Here is a 22942-nt window from a genome sequence, read left to right on the forward strand (position 1 = left end):
GTTAAAGTATCTGCTTCCTACTTTGATCGGTTATACGGGAGGAAAGAACTTTTACGGCGACCGCGGCGGTGTCATTGGTGCGGCAGCTACCATGGGAGTTATCGTAGGATCTGATATTCCGATGTTTATGGGAGCCATGATTATGGGACCTTTGGCAGCTCTCTGTATGAAACAGGTGGACCGTTTGTTTGAAGGCAGGGTAAAACCGGGATTTGAAATGATCGTCAACAATTTTTCCTGCGGGATTCTTGGAATCTTCTTAGTGCTGGCAGCATTTTTTGCGATCGGACCGTTTGTACAGGTATTAAACCATGTGATGTCTGCCGGAGTTAATGTCATCATCGATCACGGCCTTACACCTTTTGCGAGTATTTTTATTGAACCTGCGAAAGTTCTGTTTCTTAACAATGCGATTAACCACGGGATTCTTGGACCTCTGGGAATCACCCAGGCGGCAGAGGCAGGAAAATCAATCTTATTTATCCTGGAGCCGAATCCGGGTCCAGGAGTGGGTGTTTTGCTGGCCTATACATTCTTTGGTACAGGAACAGCGAAAAAGACGGCGCCTGGTGTAGCAATCATCCATGCATTCGGTGGAATCCATGAACCTTATTTTCCATATATCCTCATGAAGCCTCAGATGATCCTTGCATCTATCTGCGGTGCGGTGTCAGGAAACTTTATTTTCCAGATGTTTAACTGCGGACTGGTGGCAACCGCTTCACCGGGAAGTTACTTTTCCGTGCTGGCAGTGGCGCCGAAATCTCACTATCTTCCGATCATTGCCGGAATGCTCGTATCCACTGCCGTATCATTTGGGGTCGGCGCATTCATCCTGAGGCTCTGCCGTGATTCTGATGAAGAAGCACTCCAGAAGGCAGTGGCAAAGAAAGACTCTATGAAGGCAGAAGGCACAGGCGGCGGAGGCCGTATCGGAGCGCAGGAAGTCATTGATTTCACAGGGAAAGTCATCAAAAAAGTATATGTGGCATGTGACGCCGGAATGGGTTCCAGTGCCATGGGAGCATCTATACTCAAAGATAAGGTAAAACAGGCAGGCCTCGATATTGAGGTGAAAAACGTGGCAATCCCCAATCTTCCGGCAGATGTGGATGTGGTTGTTACCCATGAATCACTGACGGAGCGGGCTATGAGAGAGCGCCCGGAGGCGGTACATATCTCCGTGGATAACTTTCTTTCCAGTCCAAAGTACGATGAGATCGTAAAAAAACTGACAGAGGCAAAAAATCCTCTTCCGGTACTGAAAAAGGAAAATATCAAAGTCACAGATCAGCCAAAAACAAAAGAAGATGCAATTCATATGATTGCGCAGATGCTTTTAAAGGACGGATATGTCACAGAAAGCTATGAGAATGGCATGCTTTTGAGGGAAAAAGAAAATCCGACCAATCTGGGCAATGGAATCGCTATCCCGCACGGTGTTCTTGAAGCCAAGAAGGAAATTAAAGCATCGGGTATCGCTGCATTAATCGTACCGGATGGAATCGTCTGGAATGATGAGACAGTGAGGCTGGTGATCGGGATCGCAGGAGCCGACCAGGAACACCTGTCCATTCTTTCAAATGTCGCACTTACTCTGAATGAGGAGGAGGCAGTAAGAAAGATCGTAGACGGCAGAGACGCAGATGAACTGTATCATATTTTGACAAAATAGCAGAAGCAAAGCTGCGGGGGCGGTAGTTCCCGCGGCTTTTCCTTTTGAAGCCTCTGTGCTATAATTTATCTAAATATAAAGTACACAGAGAGCACGGAGGGATCGCATGTTTGCAGAAGAAAGAAAAGAAAAGATCATGGAGCTTTTAAGGCAGAATAAGAGGACGAGCATCGGGGAGCTCACCGAAATGTTTCAGGTCAGCGGGACAACGATCCGTACTTATCTCACAGAGCTTGAAAAGGCTGGAAAACTCGTCCGGACACACGGAGGAGCCATGCTGAATGAGGATGTCCTGGACATGGAGGAGTCTATCTCCGCGAGAAAAGATAAACGGATGGAAGAGAAGCAGAAGATTGCAAAGACTGCCAGAGCAATGATCGAAGACGGCGACATGATCCTCCTGGACAGCGGGACGACGACACTGGAACTCGCCAAGCTCTTAAAGGATGCAAATAATCTTACGGTGGTGACCAATGACCTTCAAATCGCTTTGGAACTTCAGAGACATCAGGGGATTTATCTTATATTTTTAGGCGGTCATGTGAGAAACTATTTTGAATGTACGGTGGGCAGTATGGGACTTAAGTTTTTGGAAAATCTGTCTGCAGATAAGGCTTTTATGTCTGCCAATGCCCTGTCCCTGGCCAAAGGTGCCACTACTCCAAATTTGGAACAGGCAGAGATCAAGAAAGGAATGATGGGGATCGCAGAGCGGAAATATCTGATCTGCGACAGTTCAAAAATCGGAAAGCGCACCATCTGTTCCTATGCAAAAGCGGAGGAGTTTCACCGTCTGATCACCGACGCACAGATACCGGACCATGCAAAGGAGGCCCTGGAAAAGCAAGGAATAGAAGTGGTTTGTTCCTGACAGGATAAGGAGGAAAGTCCGCACAATTTTATATAAAATAAAAAATCCCGCAGACAGTGGTGCACACCGTCTGTGGGATTCTTGCAAAATCTATTTAATTCAAAAAGAAAAAGATTAAGCTAATTTGGATACGTTCTCAGCCTGTTTTCCGCGAGGTCCTTCTGCGATTTCAAAGCTAACCTGCTGTCCTTCTTCTAAAGTCTTGAATCCATCACCTGAGATTGCTGAGAAGTGTACGAATACATCGTCTCCGCCTTCCTGAGAAATAAATCCGTAACCTTTTTCTGAGTTAAACCATTTTACTGTACCAGTGTTCATTTGGGTACCTCCATTAAAAATAAAAATTAACATTACTTTCATTATCAGCGAAATAAAAAGATCACGTTCCAGAGGGATACATAGCAATGCAACATCTACCCGGACGTGATCTATACATTCACTAATAACAGTAATTATCATACCACAACCATTGTTTTTTTACAAATACTTTTTTAAACTATCGATACTTTCTTCGTAGAGTTTTACAAGATCAGTTGACATCGACAAATTGTCCTTAGAAGCGTCACAATTTTTGTGGGAGCTCTGGATCAGCTGGATCATTCCCATGGTATATCCCTGGATGGACATTTCCGCTAAATGGCTTGTGGATTTATCTGCGATGGCTTTCATCTTGGTCATCCATTCCGCATATTTTTTCTGGATTTCTCCGATTTCTTCCGGCTGCTGCATATCTTTTGTCATAGCCTGTTTGACTCTTGAGAAAAAGTCCTGGAACTGCTGTTCCTGCTGTTCCAAACATCCTTTCAAATCACAGTCTGAGGTGGCCTGGGTAAGCTCCGGCATGGTATTTAACACCATCTGAAGATTTTGATACATCTCGTTTAATAAGTTCTGATTATCCATAATGAAACTCCTTTCAAATACATCTGTTACAGGTAGCATTTACATAAAAGAGAATTATTATACAAAAGCAAGGATCTGTGTTAAAATTATCAGAAAGGAAAAAGAAGGGAAGTGAATCTTATGGGAAACCGTGAGAGTTTTGAGAAAAATATGAGACGCAGAGTGGAGGCCATCCGCCATGTGAGCGACCACAGTATTTTCAATGAATTGAGAGGAAAGATTGTGGATTACAATTATGATGAAAAACGTGTGACGATGGAATATGAGGTCGGGGATTTCCATCGAAACGGGTTTAATATTATGTTTGGAGGATCTTTGGTTGGGATGTTCGACATCACCTTCGGCACGCTGACAAGCGGACTGGGCGATTATGATATCGCACCTACGGTCCAGCTCTCCACTTCCTTTCTGAAGGGAGTACCCATTGGATCTACAGTGACAGTAAAAGCCGAAGCTGTGTCCACTGGAAAAACGATCATGAATTTCATGGGAAAAGCGTATGTGGGAGACGAGCTGGTGGGCAGCGCTACCGGAATATTTAAGACTCCGAGACCATTTAAAACATTTCGGTAATCAGTAATTTAAGACATTCTCCACATGATTTCCGTTCGGCTCTTAGAATGCCTCACTCCAATCATGTAGAAAATGTCATGATAATTTACAGGGATTGGTTTTCCTTGTGTACCTTCTGCACCGCATTTACGATATTTTCATAGCCCGTGCAGCGGCAGAGGTTTCCTGCCATATGTTTCCGGATCATATCCCGAGTCAGGTTTTTTTCGCCTCGTTCCAGAAGGACTGTGGCGGACATAATAAAACCCGGGGTGCAGAAGCCGCACTGAATGGCGCCTTCTTCGATAAATGCCTCCTGGATTCTTGTGAGTTCTCCATTCGGTCCCATGAGGTCTTCCAGAGTGCGGATCTGTTTTCCCTGGGCCCACACGGCCAGATAAATACAGGAATCGATGGTCTCTCCATCCACAATGACCGTACAGGCACCGCATTCACCCACCTCACAGCCCTTTTTTACGGAAGTCAGGCCAAGGCGGTTTCTGAGCATTTCTAAAAGGGATTCTCTCACATCTACATATTCAGCCACTTCATGCCCGTTGACCGTACAGGTTACAAGTTTTTTCTGCTGTTCCATACTACCTCACCTCCTGGAGTTTTACGGCTTTTTGCAGTGCCCGTCTGGCGATCTCGCCTCCGATCTGGATGCGGAAACTGCGGGATGCACGCCAGGAATCTCTCGGATTGATTTCGGTGCGGACGGATTCCTCGATCTTGTCGTAAAGACGGTCATCAACAGCCATCCCCTTTAATTTTGATTCTGTCTCCACGCACCGGAAAGGTGTGGGAGCCGCAACGCCAAACGCTATTTTCACATCGTTCAGTGTCCGGGCAGACAGATCGGTCCTGCACAGGACGCAGCAGCTCAGCGCTGCAATATCCATGGCATTCCTCATGGCATATTTAATATAGTGCCCGGTATAACCTTCGTAATTTTTTTTGTCGATGAAGATCCGGGTCAGTATTTCTCCGTTTCTTAAATCTACCCGGCCCGGTCCCAGATAAAAATCTTTTATGGGGACGATCCGCTCTCCGCCGGGACCGGAAATCTTCAGCCGGGCATTCAGACAAAAACAGGCAGGTGCACTGTCTGCGCTGACGGCTCCGTTGCAGAGATTTCCGCCGATGGTGCCGATATTGCGGATCTGGGGACCGCCTACCTGATCTGCCGCCTCTGAAAGCACCGGGATATATTGACGGACCGCCGGGTCCTCTGTCAAATGATGAAAGGTGACAGCAGCTCCTATGGAAATTGTTCCGTCCTTTTCCATGGAAACTCCATGCAGATCTCTGATACCCCGTATACTGATCAGGCTGGAGCCTGCCAGTTTCCCTTCCCGGATACGGATCAGCACATCGCTGCCGCCGCAGATGAGTATGGCGCCGGGATGTTTTTGTAAGAGATCACAGGCATCTGCCACGGTGTCTGCTTCATAATAATCTTCTATATCATACATATATTTCCCCCTTATATCAAATCAGCTTTTTTTAATGCCTCAAATACCCTCTGAGGTGAAAGAGGGATTTCATTGACCGGAATCCCGGTTGCGTGAAGAAAAGCATTGCGGATGGCCGGAGCAGGAGGGATTGCTGGAGGCTCGCCAAGAGCCTTGTTTCCGAACGGGCCCGTTGGATCTTCAAGTTCCACAAAGTCTAAATGGAGATCCGGGGAGTCCATCATAGTGGGAAGCTTGTAGTCTAACAGGCTGCCGTTCAGTACGCGTCCGGTCTTTTCATCCAGGAGCATCTGCTCACTCAGACCATAGCCTATGCCCATGGACATGCCGCCGTGGACCTGCATGGAGGCCAGCTGTGGATTGATGATCTTTCCGCTGTCATGGACATTGATGATATCGAGTATCTTAATCTTAGCTAGTTTTAAATCTACTTCAATTTCCGCAAAACAAGCTCCGAACGCAAGGGTGTTTTTCTTGATCTGCCGGGATACATCCGACGTGATGGCGGCAGAAGAAGTCCTGCTGTAATAGCTGTGAAAAGCCAGTTCTTCAAGGGACAGGACCGGCTTCCGGCCGCACAGGATCTGTTTATCATACAGAGAAAGCTCCTGATCCCTATATTCTTCAGCAACCAGAGTCCTGGCATAGGTAAGAATTTTTTCTTTCAGGAGTTCGGCACATTCTTTGACGGCGATGCCGCTGATATAGGTTTGTCTGGAAGCGTAAGCTCCCGTGTCAAAAGGGGTAATGTCCGTATCCTGAAAGGGCTGAATGTGGACGTCATCAGGGGAAAGACCCAGGACCTCCGCCGCCATCTGTGTAAATACAGTGTCGGAACCCTGCCCGATTTCTGCGGCGCCGGTCTGGAGCTGGACACTCCCGTCCTGATTGAGGATAAGCCTGGCTCCGGATATTTCCAGGGAAATGGGCCATACACCGGTCTTATAGCTGAACAAAGCCATGCCCACACCGCGCCGGATATTCCCGGACTGGTTTTGATATAAGCTGCGTTTTTTCTCCCAGTGTATGTAGTCTGCTCCGCGCCTCATACACTCTCTGACGCCGTTGGTGTTTGCGGCGAGAGGAGTTAAAACAGGATCTTCATAATATCCGTCATATAGGTTGAGCTCCCGGAACTTTAACGGGTCCATGGAAATTTTACAGGCCAGATCATCCATCAGACATTCGGATACGAAGCAGAACTGGGGGATACCATAGCCCCTCATGGCTCCGCCTACCGGTGCATTTGTATAGACGGTATAAGCATCGGCCCGGATATTTTTTACATCATATAAATGGCGCCATGCGGTAGCGCCGTTGGCTGCGATGGCATGGCCGTGTGAGGCGTAGGCCCCCTGGTTGGAATAGGCTTTCATATCTTTGGCGAGAATTTTACCGTCTTTTGTTACGCCTGCCGTCAGGTCATATTCAATGGAATGGCGGGTCCTGGTGTTTGTAAACGTTTCCTCTCTGGAAAGCTCCAGTTTCACCGGACGGCCGCCGACAGAGGCAGTCAGAAATGCATTGAGAGGTTCATAGAGAACCTCCTGTTTGTTGCCGAAGCCTCCGCCGATATATGGCTTTATGACACGGACTTTTCCCCATGGGATGCCCAAGGCCTGCCCGATGACTCTCCTCACGATATGGGGGATCTGGGTGGAACATACGACAACGATCCTGTCTTTTTCCATGTAGGCATAGGAAATCGGCGGCTCAATGTGGCAGTGCTGGACGATAGGGGTGCGGAAACTTTCGCTGAGTACGGCATCTGCCTGCGAGAGTGCATCGTCCACATGTCCGATCTCGTAGTTGCTCTTTGCAAGAATATTGTCCGGATGTTCTTCGTGAACCGGCGGAATGGTTCCCTTCATGGCATCCCGGGGATGAAGCACCGGGGCATATTCTTCGTACTCTGTCCGGATCAGTTTTAAAGCCCTGGAAGCGGTGACTTCATCTTCGGCGATCACGGCGGCAACATCGTCGCCGTAATAACGGATTCTACCGGTCAGCAGACGGCGGTCCGCCGTATCCTGGTGAGACGGATCCACGGACCAGGGATGGCCGGGAGTGGGATATGTATGCTTTGGGACGTCACGGAAGGTGACGACTTTTACCACCCCTTTGAGGGCCTCCGCCTCACTTGTGTCTATAGAAGCGACAATACCGCTGGCAATGGGAGCATGCAGTACTTTCGCAGTGAGACAATGCTTCGGGATCAGATCATCGGTAAATTTGGCTCTTCCGGATACCTTCTCGTAAGCATCCACTCTTTTTATGCTTTGACCAACAGTTCTCATAGGCAGTCCCCCTCTGAATATAAAATACCTGAGCGTTCTCTAACAACATTCTATGTAAAAGAATGCTGTCAGAGACGCCCAGGCCACGATCTTTTAATTGTAAATAAATTGTACCAAATTCCGTACAATGTGTCAACGAAAGTCAGCTTACGCATTAAAGAGGGAAAGCGTTATTTGTGAAAAATATATACGGTAACAGATTCCGCGTAAAATATTTTATCTCTGACGGTTCCTTTCAGAAGAACACTGCGGTCCTTTTTCAGATCCTTTAAGCTGCCTTTCCGGCAGCTGGTTTTTGTTCCCTGATTATAGGCATCACAGACAGTAACCTTCAGATCTTTTTTATATTTTACTGTGATATGAATATCAGTGCTTTCGGCAATCTGTCCGCCGTTTTTCTTGTCATCGTATGTGTTGATCTTGCTGATCACAAAGGTTTCTTTTCCTATACTTATGACAGTGCCGTTCAGTTCTTTCTTTTCCACATAAGCGCCGTCTGCCTTGACGCTTTCGCTGTCTGTATTGACAGGGTCAGACAGAACGATGATATCCGCATTCCTGCCATTTTTAGTAAACCAGACAGAAACTTTGGAATGTTTTTTCACAGACTTCAGCTGGGATAAGCTGTATCGCTTATAGACAGTATTAATCTGATGAAAACTGGTCTTCTCCTTTTCATAGCTTAAATGAAAGACTTTTGTCTCAGGGGTGATATTTATGACAGAAGGATCGCCGAAGGCCTCATCTGTGTCGCTGGTGCAGCGGAGCTTTCTGTCACTTCCGGACATAAAGTAACCAGTATAACCAGGCTCTTTTTTTGGTATATCCTCCCCGCCTATGACTGTACTTTTATAATGCACGAGACCCAGGCGGCTCCCGAATTCCACATAGGCGATGGCACCCGCTCCGGCAAATGAAAGGAGTCCAAGGATCAGGCTGATAAGATAGATCCGGTGCAGATCATTCCTGCACAGAGCCGTCAGAATATGAAAACAGAGAATTCCCGCGGCAGCGCCGAGTACATTCAGAAGCAGGTCGTCAATGTCGGCAGAACCAAGATAAAAAACATATTGGCTGGTCTCAAAAAAGAGACTTAAAAGTGCCGACAGGAACAGAATCTTTCGTTTAGAAATCTTCGGGCTTTTCAACAGAGCAAGAAGATAACCAAAAGGGAGGAAAATCAGGCTGTTTCCCAAAAGATTTGATATGCTCCACAAAAAATTCCCGCTCCCTGCAATACGGGAAAAATTAAGAAAGGTCTGAAAAGGAATCAGATTGAATGAGCGGAATCCCTTTTTCTCACCGGTCAAAAATTTTGGAACAGCAGAGAGGTCCGTATCTTTTAACAGAACGATCTTGATCAAAATCAGCAGATAAAATAAAAATACTGCCCAGAAAAATCGTTTGAAATATTTGTTTGCTTTTGTTTGTTTTTCTTTGTTCATAGTGATCTCCTTTGCTATGTGTGGAGACCAGGCAAAACGGGATCATTCAGATCTGGTAATTTCAAGGTGCTGGATGAATTTCCCGTTGTTTGTATAGGAGTTTAAAATAATATTAGGATAGGTTTCCAGTATCTTATGGACGATCATCAGCCCATTGCCCCGGCCCAGTCCTTTATCTGACAAGCCGGGCACTACCTCCTTCTCCCTACGGACAGAGTTTGAGATAACAGCCTCATACATATCTTTATTTGAAACGAACCGGATATCGATTTGTTTGTCCATGGTAAGTGCGGCTTCCTCCATGGCATTGTCGAGAAAAATCCCTAAAATGCGGATAAAGTCCAGAAAATCAATGCTGTCTGTGATCAGGCTTTCTTTAAAAACACCGTCGAACGACAGGCGGATATCTAAGTGCTCCCGAAAGCCGGCAGAGATTTTATAATATAGAAAAGCTCGGAGCTGTTCATCGTCCGCCTGCTGCAGCTGGGCATATAAATCATTTTTCTTAAGCTCATCCTGAAAATAAGGATTGACGGTTTGCTTAAAATATTCTTTCAGAGGTTCATCATGGCTGTTCTCAATCAGATGGCCCAGAGTAAAAAGAATATTTTTCATATCATGCTTTAAATTTCTGATCTCTGTCAGGTTTTTCTCCAGATCATTGCTGTACAAAAGGAGGTTTTCCTCATAGCGCCGTTTTGCGTCGATGGTAAAACGATACTTGGAAAACATAAGAAGAGTTGCCAGGATGATGATCTGGATCAGCAGGACACAGACTGTTATCGTATCCATACAATTCATGATCTGGTGATAAAATTCAGAATAATCCGCCGTATAAAAAAGTGTCATAAACATGGAGAGCTGATATTGAAAAACCAGAGCCAGCACAAATAAACAAACGGTACATAGAATAAAATTCCGGGCGATCTTCGGATAAGACTTCTCCAGCACTGAAATTTTAACCAGATATCTTCCAAAAATTTTTCTGATCAGCAAGATCAAAAGGGTATCCAGCAAAACCACAGCAGCGGACAGAAGAATAAAGATCCCTGCTTTGACCAGATATTCAGTCTCAAGCCCGTTTGCATAGCGGAAATAAAAACCTTTGAAAGAGTCATAAATATTCCGAAGAAACACACGGTTTGCCACATACAGGATAAATGTGATCCATGAAAACAAAACTTTGCCTTTCTGAAGCTCTTTTCTGTAGTAGCCGATACCAAAAATCAGAAAGAAGATCAGGAAATCTGAAAATCCTTCAACAAAGTCCGGTTTCGACACGACCATGAAAATGACAGTAAATAACAGCAGAAAATCGGGGAGCCGGAAGCGCAGCAGATTTAAAATGGCGATAGACAGAACAGAAACAAGGCTGATCACGAAATACTGCATAGCCGTAGTACCAGTCATTAACAGTATTCTCGGAAGCTGCGTGTACCATATCAGCCCCATGACTGCGGGATAAAGCAGCCACAGGATTTTTTTAGCTTTGCTTTCCATATATGACTCCTTTTATTTCATTTCTCTGCCGGAAGGAACAGGGGACCGTATCCCCATTGATAAACTTGATCATTCCATCGGAGAGTCCGATCATATGGCACTTCTGGACAATGACGGAGCGGTGGCTCTTCATAAAGCCTGCTCCTAAAGTCTCAAGTGCATGGTCGATTGTTTCTCGGACTGTAATGGAAGAACCGTTCACTGTATGATAGCAGATACAGTGGGACTTTGTCTTGACTGCCTCCACATACAGGATATCGGCTTTTGGAAGTGACAGTTCCTCATCGGTGCCGATTTTTAAAGTGACAGTTTCTGTATCCTCTTCAGATTCCTTAGAGGGAAAGCTTTTTTTGGCCAGATAGATATACTGATAGCAGCACTGGTTCATTTTCATAATGTCTGTGGTCTTTTCGATAAAGCCAAAAGGCTCCACTCCGGATTTCAGTACATTGAGTGCCAGTTCATAGTGGTTCGTCACAAATACGATCTTTGAGCCGGGAAAACTTTTTTTGATCTGTTTTGCTATATCAATTCCATTAAATTCATTGCTTCCAAAATCCAGATCCAGAAAAAAAAGATATTCACCGGGATGTTTCTTTAAATAAAGAAACAGTTCCTGATAGCCGGAGGCAACACATGCAATCCGGCCTTCGGGGATGGACTCTGATAAAATGTGTTCTACCTGTTCTCTGATGATCTTTAAAATAAAAGGATCATCATCGCAGAGAATGATTTCTAACATAAAACTCCTTTCTGATTGCCTGATCTCTTTTGTTTCCTATACAGGAACTACTATAAGAGAAGAAAACAAGAATGTCTTAAAAATATCCTGTGATACCTGGGACAGAACGTGAAGTTTTAAGGATTGATTACGTTCAGGACAAAGACCGTGCATTCGGGATATTTGAAATATTTTAAAAAAGTAGTACAATAAAAAATACTGTGGTATAAGTAGAATTATATGTGACCCGGCCGCAGGATGCAATCATCCAAAGAAAGGAAGTAAGAATTATGACAAAAATAGATATCATTTCAGGATTTTTAGGAGCAGGGAAGACAACGCTTATTAAAAAGCTTTTAAAAGAGGCTCTGGGACAGGAAAAGGTTGTCCTGATCGAAAATGAATTTGGCGAAATCGGCATCGACGGCGGATTTTTAAAAGAGGCCGGGATCCAGGTGACGGAGATGAATTCCGGATGTATCTGCTGCTCTCTGGTAGGAGACTTTGGAACGGCGCTCAGAGAAGTAGTTTCACAGTACTCCCCGGACCGCATCATTATTGAGCCGTCCGGTGTGGGAAAGCTGTCCGATGTGATCAAAGCGGTGCAGAAGGAAGCAGAAAACTGTGATCTCTCACTGAACAGCTTTGTCACTGTGGCAGACGCAAAGAAGTGCAGGATGTATATGAAAAACTTCGGGGAATTTTACAATAATCAGATCGAATACGCAGGAACTGTCATATTGAGCAGGACCGGTCAGGTAAAGGAAGATAAGCTCGGACAGGCCGTCGGCCTTATCAGAGAACATAACTATAAGGCAGCCGTGATCACGACGCCGTGGGAACAGCTGGACGGAGAGAAGATCCTTTCTGTGATGGAAGAGGGAAACCAGCTGGAAAAGCAGCTGTTTGAGGAAGAAGAAATCTGTCCGGAGTGCGGACACCATCATGAACACGGAGAGCATCATCACCACCATGGAGATGAACACCACCATGAACACGGCCATCATCATGCGGATGAGGTGTTTACAAGCTGGGGAGAGGAAACACCTCACAAATATAAGAAAGAAATGCTGGAACAGATCCTGAAGAAGCTGGCAGAGTCAGATGATTTCGGCATGATTCTGAGAGCGAAAGGCATCGTGGAAGGGCCGGATCATACATGGCTGCATTTTGACATGGTGCCGGGTGAGTACGAGATCCGTCAGGGAGAAGCGGATTATACCGGCAGAATCTGTGTCATCGGATCAGATCTCAACACGGAAAAAATCCAGGCTCTTTTTGGGCTTAAATAGGGAGGTAAAAAACTATGGAAATGCCGGTTTACCTGATATGGGGATTTTTAGAGAGCGGCAAAACTTCTTTTATAAAAGACACTTTGAACCAGGAATATTTTGCGGACGGTGAGCGGACGATGATTCTTTCATTCGAAGAAGGGGAGGAAGAATATGAAAAAGAGTTCCTGGAGGAGAGTAATTCCTTTGTTCTACAGATAGATGACATAGAAGATTTTACCCCAGCCTTTGTAGAAAACTGTGAGAAAAATTACCATCCGGACCGTATTATGATCGAATATAATGGAATGTATCAGATCGAGGATGTCATGGATGTGATCGATGAGACAGACCTGGAATTGTATCAGATCATTGTCACGGTGGATGCGTCTACTGCGGATCTGTATTTAAAAAATATGCGGTCTCTGATGGTGGAGATGTTCAAGATGGCGGATATGGTCATTTTCAACCGCTGTACCGATGAGACCAATGCGTCCTCCTATAGAAGGAGTATTAAGGCAGTCAGCCGGAGGGCGCAGGTAGGATTTGAACGGGCGGACGGAAAAGAATTTGAACTCAATGAGATGCTCCCGTACGATCCGGAGGCAGAGATCATCAGGGTCAATGAGGATGATTTTGGAATCTGGTACATTGACGTTTTGGAGCGGCCCAATGTTTATATGGGCAAAGTGGTGGAGCTTTCCAATGTATTTGTCAGAAGGCCTCATGGAATCCCTGCCGGGCTGATTCTGCCGGGCAGGTCTGCTATGACATGCTGTGAGGACGACATAACATTTATCGGTTTCATCTGTCAAATGCATCATGTCAAGTCCTCTACAATGAAGAAAATACAGGATGGTTCCTGGGCCGTGCTGACGGCGAAAATCAGTATGGAAAACCATAAAGCGTACGGAGGAGAGAGGGGCCCTGTTCTAAAGGCGCTGCGCATAGAACAGGGAACACAGCCAAAAGAAAAGCTGATCTACTTTTAAGCAGCACATCGTAAGAAACGGAGACAAACGTCGGCCGTTTGGCCTGAACGTTTGTCCCTTTTTTATTTGGGGCAGGATGATGCTCAACACAAGGTTTTTTTGTTACGGTTCTTTTTTTTATCTTTATACTGAAAATTAGAAAAAAACTGAAAGGATAAAACAGGAGGGACTAGAATGAAAAGAAAAAGAATATGCTTGCTGATCATCATTTTTGCCATAGGATTGTGGGCAAAAGGCGGAGAGTGGTTTCCTAAAGACATCCCATTTGGAGATGACGTTTTCAGGGAGGTATCAAACTTAAGGCAGGTCTCAGATCAAAAGATTTACAGCGATGCTGCGGTTTTGGCAGAACAAAAATCCGGCAGGATCCTAATGAATAAGCAGGGAAATAAGAAAATATATCCTGCATCTTTAACAAAGATCATGACAGTTCTGCTGGCTGTAGAATCTGTTTCTAATGATGAAAAGGAAATCCTGATGAACCAGGATATTTTTCAGTCGCTGGCCCAAAGCCATGCCTCCGTTGCAGGATTTCTGCCGGGGGAGAGAGTAAAGATAAAAGATCTTTATTATGGAGCAATGCTGCCGTCAGGAGCGGAGTGCTGTCTCAGGCTGGCAAATTATCTGGCAGGAAGTGAAGAAAAGTTTGCCCTGCTGATGAATCAGAAAGCAAGGGAAATTGGAATGAAGCACACAAACTTTGTTAATTCAACCGGCCTGCATGATCCGAAGCACGTTTCAACAGCAGAGGATTTGGAGATCCTTCTCCGGTATGCTCTGAAAAACCCCCGGTTTAGAAAAGTGTTTGAGACAATGCAGTATCGGACAGAACCAACACAAAAGCATCCGGAAGGACTTCTTCTGCAAAGTACTCTGACAGATTATAAAGACCAGCTGAAGCCAACGAACGGAAGTTTTCTCGGCGGAAAGACCGGCTATACAAAAGAAGCAGGACTCTGCCTGGCAAGCTGGGTCAATATACGCGGAAAGAGGTATATACTGGTGACTGCGGGTGCCAGAGGAGACCATCAGACAAGACCGTTTCACGTGCTGGACGCAGAATCTATATATCAAGAATTATAGGAAGTCTAAACGGATATTCCACTGCATACACTGTAAAAACAGAGAATGCAGGGGATTTTTATGAAAGAGTACATTGAAGAACGCGCGGTAGAAGTCGGCAATTATATCGTAGATAAAAAAGCCACAGTCAGACAAACTGCCAAAGTGTTCGGAATCTCTAAATCTACCGTACATAAAGATGTGACGGAACGATTGGAAAAGATCAATCAGTCCCTGGCCAGAAGGGCCAGAGAGGTACTGGATCTCAACAAATCGGAGCGGCACATACGGGGCGGCATGGCGACCCGTGGAAAATACGAGAAGATAAAAAAAAATACAAAAGCAATTCAGGGGTGAATTGCTTTTGTATTTAAGATACGGTATGCCAAAGAAGGCAGCACTTTTATGGGTCAGCGGCCGGCGTTGACATTTCCCGTCTGATTATGTAGGAGCTGTTCATTGAACTTCAGCAGGGAGGATACCGGTTTTGAAAGTGTCAGATACTGTCTTGTATGACACCTGAGCGAAGACTTTTTCTGAGCGTATAACTTTTGCGGAGTAAAAAAGTCAGAGCCCTCAAACGGTGTCCTTTTTATAGAAATATCAATCACGATATCTAAAAAACGATTCTGGTGAAAGATCTTTCTGGTACACTCCTTTTTATAAGTAGGATGGAGCTTGTTGATGGTGAACTGGAAATACAAAGAATTCATCGCCGGCTCTTCACTGTCCAGCAGGAATTGATAATCTCCGCTGAGAATTTTCTCTACTTCTTCCTGTGTCAGGGAAAACTTTGTCTTATGGACCACATGTCCGCTGGTCTGATTCTGAATGAAGAAAAAGTTTGTGTGGTCTTCTTCATAAATATAGTAACGGATATTCGGTTCTCTCTCAAGCCCCTCAAACATCAAAACTCTTACGGGCATGCTTATCATGTATTTTTCAGGAGACTTGGACAGCAGATATTCCTCCTGTATCTTTTCGTATTCTGTCTGACTGATATTTTTGTTGACTTCGGTGTAAGAAAGCTTTTCTACTAATATTTTACCCATAATAACTCCAATACGCAGTTTTGGTTTATTGTTTCTTATCAATATACTAGTGACATTATATCAAATCGTGCATATAAAATCATGACTTATTTCTAAAAAAAGTCTTAAATTTGCGTGGATTTTCATCGGTCTCTATGTTAAGATTACCAAAAAGGAGGAGCTATGGATTTATTTGATTATGCAAGACAGAAAAACAGCAGGAAAGAAGCTCCGCTGGCCGGCAGAATGCGGCCCAAAACCCTCGATGAAGTCGTGGGACAGGAGCATATTATAGGGAAGGACAAGCTGCTCTACCGGGCGATTCAGGCGGACAAGCTCAGTTCCATCATATTTTACGGACCTCCGGGTACCGGAAAAACGACCTTAGCCAGAGTCATTGCCCAGACGACCCAGGCAAACTTCGTGCAGATGAATGCTACCACTTCCGGCAAAAAAGAAATGCAGGAGGCCGTGAAGGAGGCAAAGGAAGCACTGGGGATGTTCCAGAAAAAAACAATCCTGTTCATTGATGAGATCCACAGGTTCAACAAAGCCCAGCAGGATTTTTTGCTTCCTTTTGTGGAGGACGGGACGATCATTTTGATCGGCGCCACTACGGAAAATCCGTATTTCGAGGTGAATCAGGCGCTGATTTCAAGGTCCAATGTCTTTGAACTTAAGTCACTGGAACCAGAGGACATTAAAAAACTTTTAGTCAGAGCTGTGACCGATGACGAGAAGGGCATGGGGATTTATCGCGCCAAGATTACCGATGAGGCCCTTGATTTCCTGGCAGATATGGCCGAGGGAGATGCAAGAAGTGCGCTGAATGCCGTCGAGCTTGGGATTCTTACCACAGAACCGGGAGAAGACGGAGAGATTGTTATCGATATCAATGTGGCTCAGGAGTGTATCCAGAAGCGGGTCATGAGGTATGACAAAGGCGGGGACAACCACTACGATATTATCTCGGCATTTATTAAGAGTATGAGGGGATCTGACCCCGATGCGGCAGTTTATTATCTGGCCAGAATGATCGATGCCGGAGAGAGCGTTACCTTTATTTCACGGAGAATCATGATCTGCGCTTCGGAAGATGTAGGAAACGCAGATCCCCAGGCTCTGCAGGTCGCAGTCGCGGCATCCCAGGCTGTGGAGAGGATCGGACTTCCGGAAGCCAGGATCATTCTTGCCCAGGCGGTGACCTATGTGGCGGGAGCACCCAAGAGCAATGCGGCTTATATGGCTGTGGATCAGGCTCTGGAAGCAGTCAGGAAAAGAAAGAACGGGATGGTTCCAAATCATCTGAGGGATTCTCATTACAAAGGGGCTTCCAAACTGGGCCGGGGAATCGGATATCAGTATGCCCACAATTTTCCGGGACATTATGTCAAACAGCAGTATCTTCCGGATGAATTACTGGGGACCGTGTTTTATGAACCGACAGAGAATGGATATGAGAAAAATATTAAGAAATATTTGGACAGCCTGAGGGAGGAATGAGGCATGGACAGTTTACAGGATGGATATATGCTGAGAAACGGAGTAAAGATACCGTGTATTGGGTTTGGGACATGGAAGTCTCCCGACGATGTGGTCTGTGAGAGCGTGAAAATGGCGATTCAGGCCGGATACCGGCACATAGACGGTGCAGCCGCATATGCCAATGAGGCAGGTGTGGGGAAAGGAATCCGTGAGAGCGGAGTGCCCAGGGAAGAGTTGTTTATTACAAGCAAACTCCCCAATGCAGATCATGGATATGAAAAGGCAAAGAAATCGTTTGATAAAACACTGGAACACTTAGGTCTTGACTATCTTGACCTCTATTTGATCCACTGGCCGGTTGTGATCGAGCATAAGGATGACTATGAGCAGGATATTCTTGACACATGGAGGGCTTTTGAGGAGCTTTATGGGGCGGGTAAGATCAGAGCCATCGGTGTCAGCAATTTTATGATCGAACATCTGGAAATATTAAAGAACCATGCAAAGATTATGCCGATGGTCAATCAGGTGCAGCTTCACCCGCAGCATCCGCAGGAAGAGATGGCTGCTTACTGCAAAGAAAACCAGATCGTGCCGGAGGCGTGGAGTCCGCTGATCCAGGGACAGGCATTTAAGAGAGAACTGTTAAAAGAAATGGCCGCAAAATATGACCGTACCGTGGCGCAGATTTGTATCCGATGGATCATGCAAAAAGGAGTGATCCCGCTGCCGAAAGCATCCAGTATGGAGCGTATCAGCGGAAATGCAGATGTCTTTGATTTTGAGATTGGGGAAGACGATATGGAAAAGATCGCGACGCTCAGAACTTATGGGATGATCGGGGAGGAACCGAGTATTCCGAGAACAAGGCAAGTCGTAGGATTTTAAAAACAGAAGGTGCATTCCGGGGATGGAACGCACCTTCTGTTTCAGTCTTTGTTTTTTTTGTATAGAAAGATAAGCACCCACAGGAGCAGCGGATAGAAGAACATCAGCGCCAGCATACCATAGAATGCTCCATTTCCGGTAAATGCACAAAACAGAGTGAGGCCTATGACGAGAAAAATGGACAGGATCACAAGGATAGACAGGATACGTTTTGTTTTTTGTTTCATGAGCCTTTCCTTTCCAAGACAAGATCTTTCAGGTTTGTAATTTCAGAATCGGGCAGTCCATGTTCTGTAAGATAGGACGTAAGGTGAAGTTCTTCAAACAAGTGAAGAAGCTGTTCCATATGGGCGGCATCTGAGCCGAGCATCGGAAGCATGGACTGATAGTCAGGAAGTTCCATGGCTGCTTTGTTAACGCCGCGCTGATTGTATGTAAAGGAAACCTGATATTCTGCGACGATGTCTTCTCTGTCAGCACCAAGAAGTGTTAAGAGTACAGCAGAAAGAACACCGGTCCGGTCTTTCCCCGCGGTACAGTGGAAGAGAACCCCTCCTTTGTTAAGACACTGAACGACGGTTTTTACTGCGCCGGCAATCAGCTCAGGACTGTCATACAGCATTTTCTGATAGCCGTCTGCCAGACTTTTCGTGAAGGCTTTGGAAGCAGATTCTGCTGCATTTTCAAAGTCAATTTCTTCTTTTTGAAGGGGACAGTGATAATACTGCATTGTCTCCGGAACCTGATCTTTCATGAGGAGCGTCTCGGATTTGCTCCGAAGATCTATAATAGAGACAATTCCGCAGTCCTCAAGCTTTTTCCATTCGTCTGGGGAGAGGAACGCAAGACAGTCACCCCGGTACAGGCGGTTCCAGCGGATGACTGAGCCATCCGCTGTTTCCAGGCCGCCCAGATCCCTGATATTAAATGCATGTTCTAACCGGATTCTTTTTACTGGTGTGTTATTAAAATTCAAAAGATAACCTCCCGCACAATAGATTTGTTTCTTCTATTCTAATGGGAAGAGAAAGAAGATACAAGGGGTTATTTTGGACAGAGCGTGACATTTTTCTCTATAGAAACAGATACTGGAATGCATTGAAAAAGTATCCTACAAAAATAATACCAAGGGTACAGATGACTGCAAAAATCAAGAGAAGCTTTGGTTTGACTGCTTTTTTCAGCATGATTACAGACGGCAGAGAGAGAGTTGTAACCGCCATCATAAAGGACAGGACAACACCTAACTGGGCGCCTTTCGAGAGCAGTGCCTCTGCAACGGGAATGGTGCCGAAGATATCCGCATACATAGGAATCCCGGCGGGCACAGCGATCAAAATGCCCAAAGGGTTCCCTTTTCCGAGAATTTTTATAATCAAGGTTTCAGGAATCCAGTTATGAATCACCGCACCTATGGCGACACCCGCCAAAATATATGGAGTGACCCCTTTTACTGTAATTTTTGCTGTCTCCCATGCATATTTGACTCTGTCTTTAAAACACAGAGATTCCTGCGGCACATCCGGGACATGATCAGATTTGTTAAAATCCCGGATCTGATGCTCTAAATGCAGCTTTTCAATCACGGTGCCGCCTGCCACTGCAATGACAAGTCCCAGAAGTACATAGACGAGAGCTACTTTTCCGCCAAAGATACTCGTTAAAAGCACAAGTGATCCGAGATCTACCATAGGAGAAGAGATCAGAAAAGAGAAGGTAACTCCAAGAGGCAGTCCCGCATTTGTAAAACCGATAAAAATCGGAATAGAAGAACAGGAACAAAACGGAGTCACGGTGCCCAGCAGAGCAGCAATGATGTTTGCCCTGATACCGTGTAAACCTCCAAGAATTCGTTTAGTTCTTTCCGGTGGAAAGTAACTTTGGATGTAAGAGATCAGGAGGACCAAAATTCCCAGCAGCACCATGATTTTTACGGTGTCATATAGAAAGAACAACATACTGTTTCCGACCCTGGATGAGGTATCGAGTCCAAGGGATTCTAAAAGATTTTTTATGATTTTGTTCAGCCAATTCATTCCCAGTATTTCGTTCTGAAAGAAATCCCACATTGATTTTATTGTTTCCATGTTATTAACGTCCTTTCTTTTATATAGATAAATAGAAATGTTTCGATATAATGTATATAAAAATCTTATAGGCACTTTTGTGGATTGCCCAGACTACAATTAAATTTTTACGATATTTTTTCGCCGGTCAGTTCATGCAAAGTCCGAATGGCAAGGGACATTCCTTCAGATGAAATGGAATAGTAGGTCCATTTGCCTTCTCTGCGGCCCGATACAACTCCGGAATCACACAAAATTTTCATGTGATGGGACATGGTAGGCTGCGAAACATTAATTTTTTCATTGAGCTCACAGGCACATTTTTCACCAGTAACTAAAAGTTTTAGAATTTTGATGCGGTTTTCATCACAAAAAGCTTTAAAGACGGCGGAAACCTTCTTTTCATTAATCTCCAATTCAGATACCTCCCATAGATGATTATCTATATTTACTGTATGACAAATATAGATATATGTCAATGTGTTTTGGAGACTTTACAGGCGTTGTGGGAAATGAAGAGAACTGATACAATAAAAAAACATGCAGAAGGCCCTGTAACACAAGGCCTCCTGCACGTCAAGGGGAGGATAAGTAATCTAATCTGTTGATTAGACATTAAGAGTATGTCCCCTGTAATTTTTTTTATACACAGATTGAAAAAATATTTTAAATTTGTTATAGTATCATAAGTATCACGAAAGCAATGAAAACAGTTAAAGGATGGATAAATCATGGGATTACTTCAGGAATGGCGCGACTATGCGTATAAATTTGACGACCGTACACAGGATGGACAGCAGTTCTGGCTTTCTTATTTTGGGATCGAAAAAGAGATTTATGTAAAGTTATTATCAGATAAAGATTTTGTAGAAAAAGGAACCGTCAAAGAACTGGCAGAAAAATACGAGACGGAACTTCAGTTTTTTGTAGGTTTTCTGGACGGGATCAATGACAGTCTGAAAACTCCGAATCCGATCGAGGAGATGGAGGAAGATACGGAAGTAACGTTAGATATTGACTTTGAAAAATTATACTACAATATGGTTGCCTGCCGTGCAGAATGGCTGTATGAACTGGAACAGTGGAACGATATTCTGTCAGAGGAGAGAAGAAAAGAGCTGTATAAAGAACAGAAATCATCCACGACAGTTGTAAAAGGCGAGAAGATCGGAAGAAATGACCCGTGTCCCTGCGGAAGCGGAAAGAAATATAAAAAGTGCTGCGGAAGAAATGCATGACATTTTCTACATGATTTCCGTTCGGCTCTTAGAATGTCTCACTCCAATCATGTAGAAAATGGACGTAATGTTTGCTGGAGATGGTGCCTTTCAAACAAAAGATGCTGTGCTCTGGTTGTGCTGTAATACTGTTTATAACACCCGAAAAGTTGTCAATTAGGTTTGGCAGCTTTTTGTTTGTAGACAGAATTTTCTTTTGATTTTGCTTTTCAGGAAGGTAAGAATTATGAAAAAGAGAGATGATCATATTACATGGAGGAAGCTTGACAATACGGCCCAGCTTTTTCCGGTGATCGCAAATAAGGAGATCAGCCACGTTTACCGTATCTCGTCCACTTTAAAAGAGGAGGTGCGTCCGGATCTGCTCCAGCAGGCGCTGGAAGATGTTCTTCCGTGGTTTGACGTGTTCCGGGTGCGGCTTCGCAGGGGATTTTTCTGGTTTTATTTTGAAGAAAATAAGAACCGGCCCCAGGTGGAGGATGAGACCGAATATCCCTGCCGGTACATCGATCCCCATGGCAGGAGGAAGTTTCTGTTCCGTGTTTCTTATTACAGAAGGAGGATCAATCTGGAAGTATTTCACGCTGTCTCAGACGGCATGGGAGCCATCACATTTTTAAAGGAACTCACTTATCGCTATATTGACCTGTTCAGGAACGAGTCCAAAGGAGAGGTGAAAAAATATTCACCCAGCGAAGAATGTATTTTGGATCAGGAAGACAGCTACTTTAAGCATTACCGAAAGAAAAAGGGAAAGGGTTACAGCACGCAAAGAGCCTATCAGATCAAAGGAAGAAGGATTTACGGAGGCGCTATCAGCGTCATTCACGGTTATGTAAGTATTGAGGATCTGAAGAAAACCTGCAGGAGCTGCGGGGTCAGCGTCACCAAATACCTGACTGCTGTATTAATATACAGTATCTATGAGGAATACATGAACAGGCAGCAGGACAAAAATCCAATCGGAATCAATCTGCCGATCAATTTAAGGGCTTTTTTTGACTCCAGTACGACCAGCAACTTTTATGCGGTAACCTTGATCGAATTTTTATCCAGGGGGGAGAATCATACATTTCAGGAGATTCTCTCTGAAGTCAGCCGGCAGATGGACGAAAAGATTAAAAAGGAAAAGATCGAGGAGGTACTGTCTTATAATGTTTCAGCAGAAAAGAACCCATTTATACGGATTCTGCCGCTTGTTTTGAAGAATCTCGGACTCAGTTATAAGTTCAGGCGTTCCAGCAAGTCAGCGACGACTACGCTGTCCAACCTGGGACAGATCAGGGTGCTTCCCGGATATGAGGATGAGATCGAGCAATTTCATGTGATGATGGGTGTCTTCAAGACACAGGAGGTGAAATGCGCCATGCTCAGTTATAAGGACCAGGCGGTCATCACATTTACGTCGGTTTTCCAGGAAAGCTATCTGCAGAAAGCCTTTTTCAGGAATCTGGCGAAGGAAGGAATCAA

The 22942-nt window shown here is 44.9% G+C and carries 24 protein-coding genes; 11 read left to right on the top strand and 13 right to left on the bottom strand.

Annotation, left to right across the window (positions count from 1 at the left end; genetic code table 11):
- Positions 1-1675 (top strand): PTS sugar transporter subunit IIA (locus QVP35_RS12825; RefSeq protein ID WP_288187907.1); only part of this gene is annotated, 1675 nt, incomplete at its 5' end.
- A 106-nt stretch (positions 1676-1781) separates the two neighbouring features.
- A complete protein-coding gene (locus QVP35_RS12830; RefSeq protein WP_009290719.1) occupies positions 1782-2546 on the top strand; it encodes a DeoR/GlpR family DNA-binding transcription regulator in 765 nt (254 codons plus the stop codon).
- A gap of 114 nt (positions 2547-2660) precedes the next feature.
- On the opposite strand, the gene QVP35_RS12835 is transcribed toward QVP35_RS12830, so the two are convergent.
- The gene (locus tag QVP35_RS12835; RefSeq protein WP_006565614.1) at positions 2661-2864 is read right to left on the bottom strand and encodes a cold-shock protein; all 204 of its coding nucleotides are present in this window, start codon (positions 2862-2864) and stop codon (positions 2661-2663) included.
- A 159-nt stretch (positions 2865-3023) separates the two neighbouring features.
- Complete coding sequence (locus QVP35_RS12840; protein ID WP_009290720.1) at positions 3024-3449, bottom strand: hypothetical protein; 426 nt, start codon at positions 3447-3449, stop codon at positions 3024-3026.
- Positions 3450-3569: 120 nt separating this feature from the next.
- On the opposite strand from QVP35_RS12840, the gene QVP35_RS12845 reads away from it, so the two are divergent.
- Positions 3570-4022, top strand: a complete 453-nt coding sequence (locus QVP35_RS12845) for a PaaI family thioesterase (RefSeq protein WP_006565612.1) — start codon at positions 3570-3572, stop codon at positions 4020-4022.
- An 85-nt stretch (positions 4023-4107) separates the two neighbouring features.
- Here QVP35_RS12845 and xdhC read toward each other — a convergent pair whose 3' ends face one another.
- The 6 genes from xdhC to QVP35_RS12875 all read right to left on the bottom strand — a co-directional run bounded on the left by xdhC (position 4108) and on the right by QVP35_RS12875 (position 11460).
- Positions 4108-4596, bottom strand: coding sequence for a xanthine dehydrogenase subunit XdhC (gene xdhC / locus QVP35_RS12850; protein WP_009290721.1), 489 nt, complete (start codon positions 4594-4596; stop codon positions 4108-4110).
- 1 nt (position 4597) lies between these two features.
- Entirely contained in the window at positions 4598-5476 is an 879-nt protein-coding gene (xdhB, locus tag QVP35_RS12855) for a xanthine dehydrogenase subunit XdhB (protein ID WP_022261234.1), read from the bottom strand.
- Positions 5477-5487: 11 nt separating this feature from the next.
- Complete coding sequence (gene xdhA / locus QVP35_RS12860) at positions 5488-7773, bottom strand: xanthine dehydrogenase subunit XdhA (protein ID WP_022261235.1); 2286 nt, start codon at positions 7771-7773, stop codon at positions 5488-5490.
- Between the two features lie 170 nt (positions 7774-7943).
- The gene (locus QVP35_RS12865; protein ID WP_022261236.1) at positions 7944-9218 is read right to left on the bottom strand and encodes a VanZ family protein; all 1275 of its coding nucleotides are present in this window, start codon (positions 9216-9218) and stop codon (positions 7944-7946) included.
- Between the two features lie 42 nt (positions 9219-9260).
- Positions 9261-10718, bottom strand: a complete 1458-nt coding sequence (locus tag QVP35_RS12870; RefSeq protein WP_006565607.1) for a GHKL domain-containing protein — start codon at positions 10716-10718, stop codon at positions 9261-9263.
- The gene (locus QVP35_RS12875; protein ID WP_006565606.1) at positions 10702-11460 is read right to left on the bottom strand and encodes a LytR/AlgR family response regulator transcription factor; all 759 of its coding nucleotides are present in this window, start codon (positions 11458-11460) and stop codon (positions 10702-10704) included. Before QVP35_RS12875 ends, QVP35_RS12870 begins: the two co-directional genes overlap by 17 nt.
- A gap of 269 nt (positions 11461-11729) precedes the next feature.
- Between QVP35_RS12875 and QVP35_RS12880 the strand changes: the two genes are divergently transcribed.
- The 4 genes from QVP35_RS12880 to spoIIID all read left to right on the top strand — a co-directional run bounded on the left by QVP35_RS12880 (position 11730) and on the right by spoIIID (position 15121).
- Entirely contained in the window at positions 11730-12731 is a 1002-nt protein-coding gene (locus tag QVP35_RS12880) for a CobW family GTP-binding protein (protein WP_009290729.1), read from the top strand.
- Between the two features lie 14 nt (positions 12732-12745).
- Positions 12746-13702, top strand: a complete 957-nt coding sequence (locus tag QVP35_RS12885) for a TIGR03943 family putative permease subunit (protein ID WP_006565603.1) — start codon at positions 12746-12748, stop codon at positions 13700-13702.
- A gap of 174 nt (positions 13703-13876) precedes the next feature.
- On the top strand, positions 13877-14785 hold the full coding sequence (locus QVP35_RS12890; protein ID WP_009290730.1) for a D-alanyl-D-alanine carboxypeptidase family protein: 909 nt from the start codon (positions 13877-13879) through the stop codon (positions 14783-14785).
- A 60-nt stretch (positions 14786-14845) separates the two neighbouring features.
- Positions 14846-15121: a sporulation transcriptional regulator SpoIIID gene (gene spoIIID / locus QVP35_RS12895; protein WP_022261237.1), complete on the top strand. Its 276-nt coding sequence runs from the start codon at positions 14846-14848 to the stop codon at positions 15119-15121.
- Positions 15122-15174: 53 nt separating this feature from the next.
- Here the strand turns inward: spoIIID and QVP35_RS12900 are convergent, their stop codons facing one another.
- Positions 15175-15816, bottom strand: a complete 642-nt coding sequence (locus tag QVP35_RS12900; RefSeq protein WP_009290731.1) for a hypothetical protein — start codon at positions 15814-15816, stop codon at positions 15175-15177.
- A 162-nt stretch (positions 15817-15978) separates the two neighbouring features.
- Here QVP35_RS12900 and QVP35_RS12905 point away from each other — a divergent pair, with 162 nt between their 5' ends.
- Complete coding sequence (locus QVP35_RS12905) at positions 15979-17298, top strand: replication-associated recombination protein A (RefSeq protein WP_009290732.1); 1320 nt, start codon at positions 15979-15981, stop codon at positions 17296-17298.
- Positions 17299-17301: 3 nt separating this feature from the next.
- Positions 17302-18168, top strand: coding sequence for an aldo/keto reductase (locus QVP35_RS12910; protein ID WP_006565598.1), 867 nt, complete (start codon positions 17302-17304; stop codon positions 18166-18168).
- Positions 18169-18209: 41 nt separating this feature from the next.
- Here the strand turns inward: QVP35_RS12910 and QVP35_RS12915 are convergent, their stop codons facing one another.
- From QVP35_RS12915 to QVP35_RS12930, 4 genes are all read right to left on the bottom strand, one after another.
- Positions 18210-18395, bottom strand: coding sequence for a hypothetical protein (locus QVP35_RS12915; protein ID WP_006565597.1), 186 nt, complete (start codon positions 18393-18395; stop codon positions 18210-18212).
- Positions 18392-19144, bottom strand: coding sequence for a tyrosine-protein phosphatase (locus QVP35_RS12920; RefSeq protein ID WP_009290733.1), 753 nt, complete (start codon positions 19142-19144; stop codon positions 18392-18394). The genes QVP35_RS12915 and QVP35_RS12920 overlap by 4 nt, the downstream gene beginning before the upstream one ends.
- A 97-nt stretch (positions 19145-19241) precedes the next feature.
- On the bottom strand, positions 19242-20255 hold the full coding sequence (locus QVP35_RS12925) for a permease (RefSeq protein WP_009290734.1): 1014 nt from the start codon (positions 20253-20255) through the stop codon (positions 19242-19244).
- Between the two features lie 107 nt (positions 20256-20362).
- A complete protein-coding gene (locus QVP35_RS12930; protein ID WP_022261238.1) occupies positions 20363-20650 on the bottom strand; it encodes an ArsR/SmtB family transcription factor in 288 nt (95 codons plus the stop codon).
- 315 nt (positions 20651-20965) lie between these two features.
- On the opposite strand from QVP35_RS12930, the gene QVP35_RS12935 reads away from it, so the two are divergent.
- Both QVP35_RS12935 and QVP35_RS12940 read left to right on the top strand, forming a co-directional pair.
- Positions 20966-21472: an SEC-C metal-binding domain-containing protein gene (locus tag QVP35_RS12935; protein WP_009290736.1), complete on the top strand. Its 507-nt coding sequence runs from the start codon at positions 20966-20968 to the stop codon at positions 21470-21472.
- A 226-nt stretch (positions 21473-21698) separates the two neighbouring features.
- A partial coding sequence (locus tag QVP35_RS12940; RefSeq protein WP_288187909.1) for a hypothetical protein occupies positions 21699-22942 on the top strand: 1244 nt, incomplete at its 3' end.

Origin of the sequence: Anaerostipes sp. CAG:276, from assembly GCF_000432215.1 — a bacterium.
GTDB lineage: Bacteria > Bacillota > Clostridia > Lachnospirales > Lachnospiraceae > Anaerostipes > Anaerostipes caccae.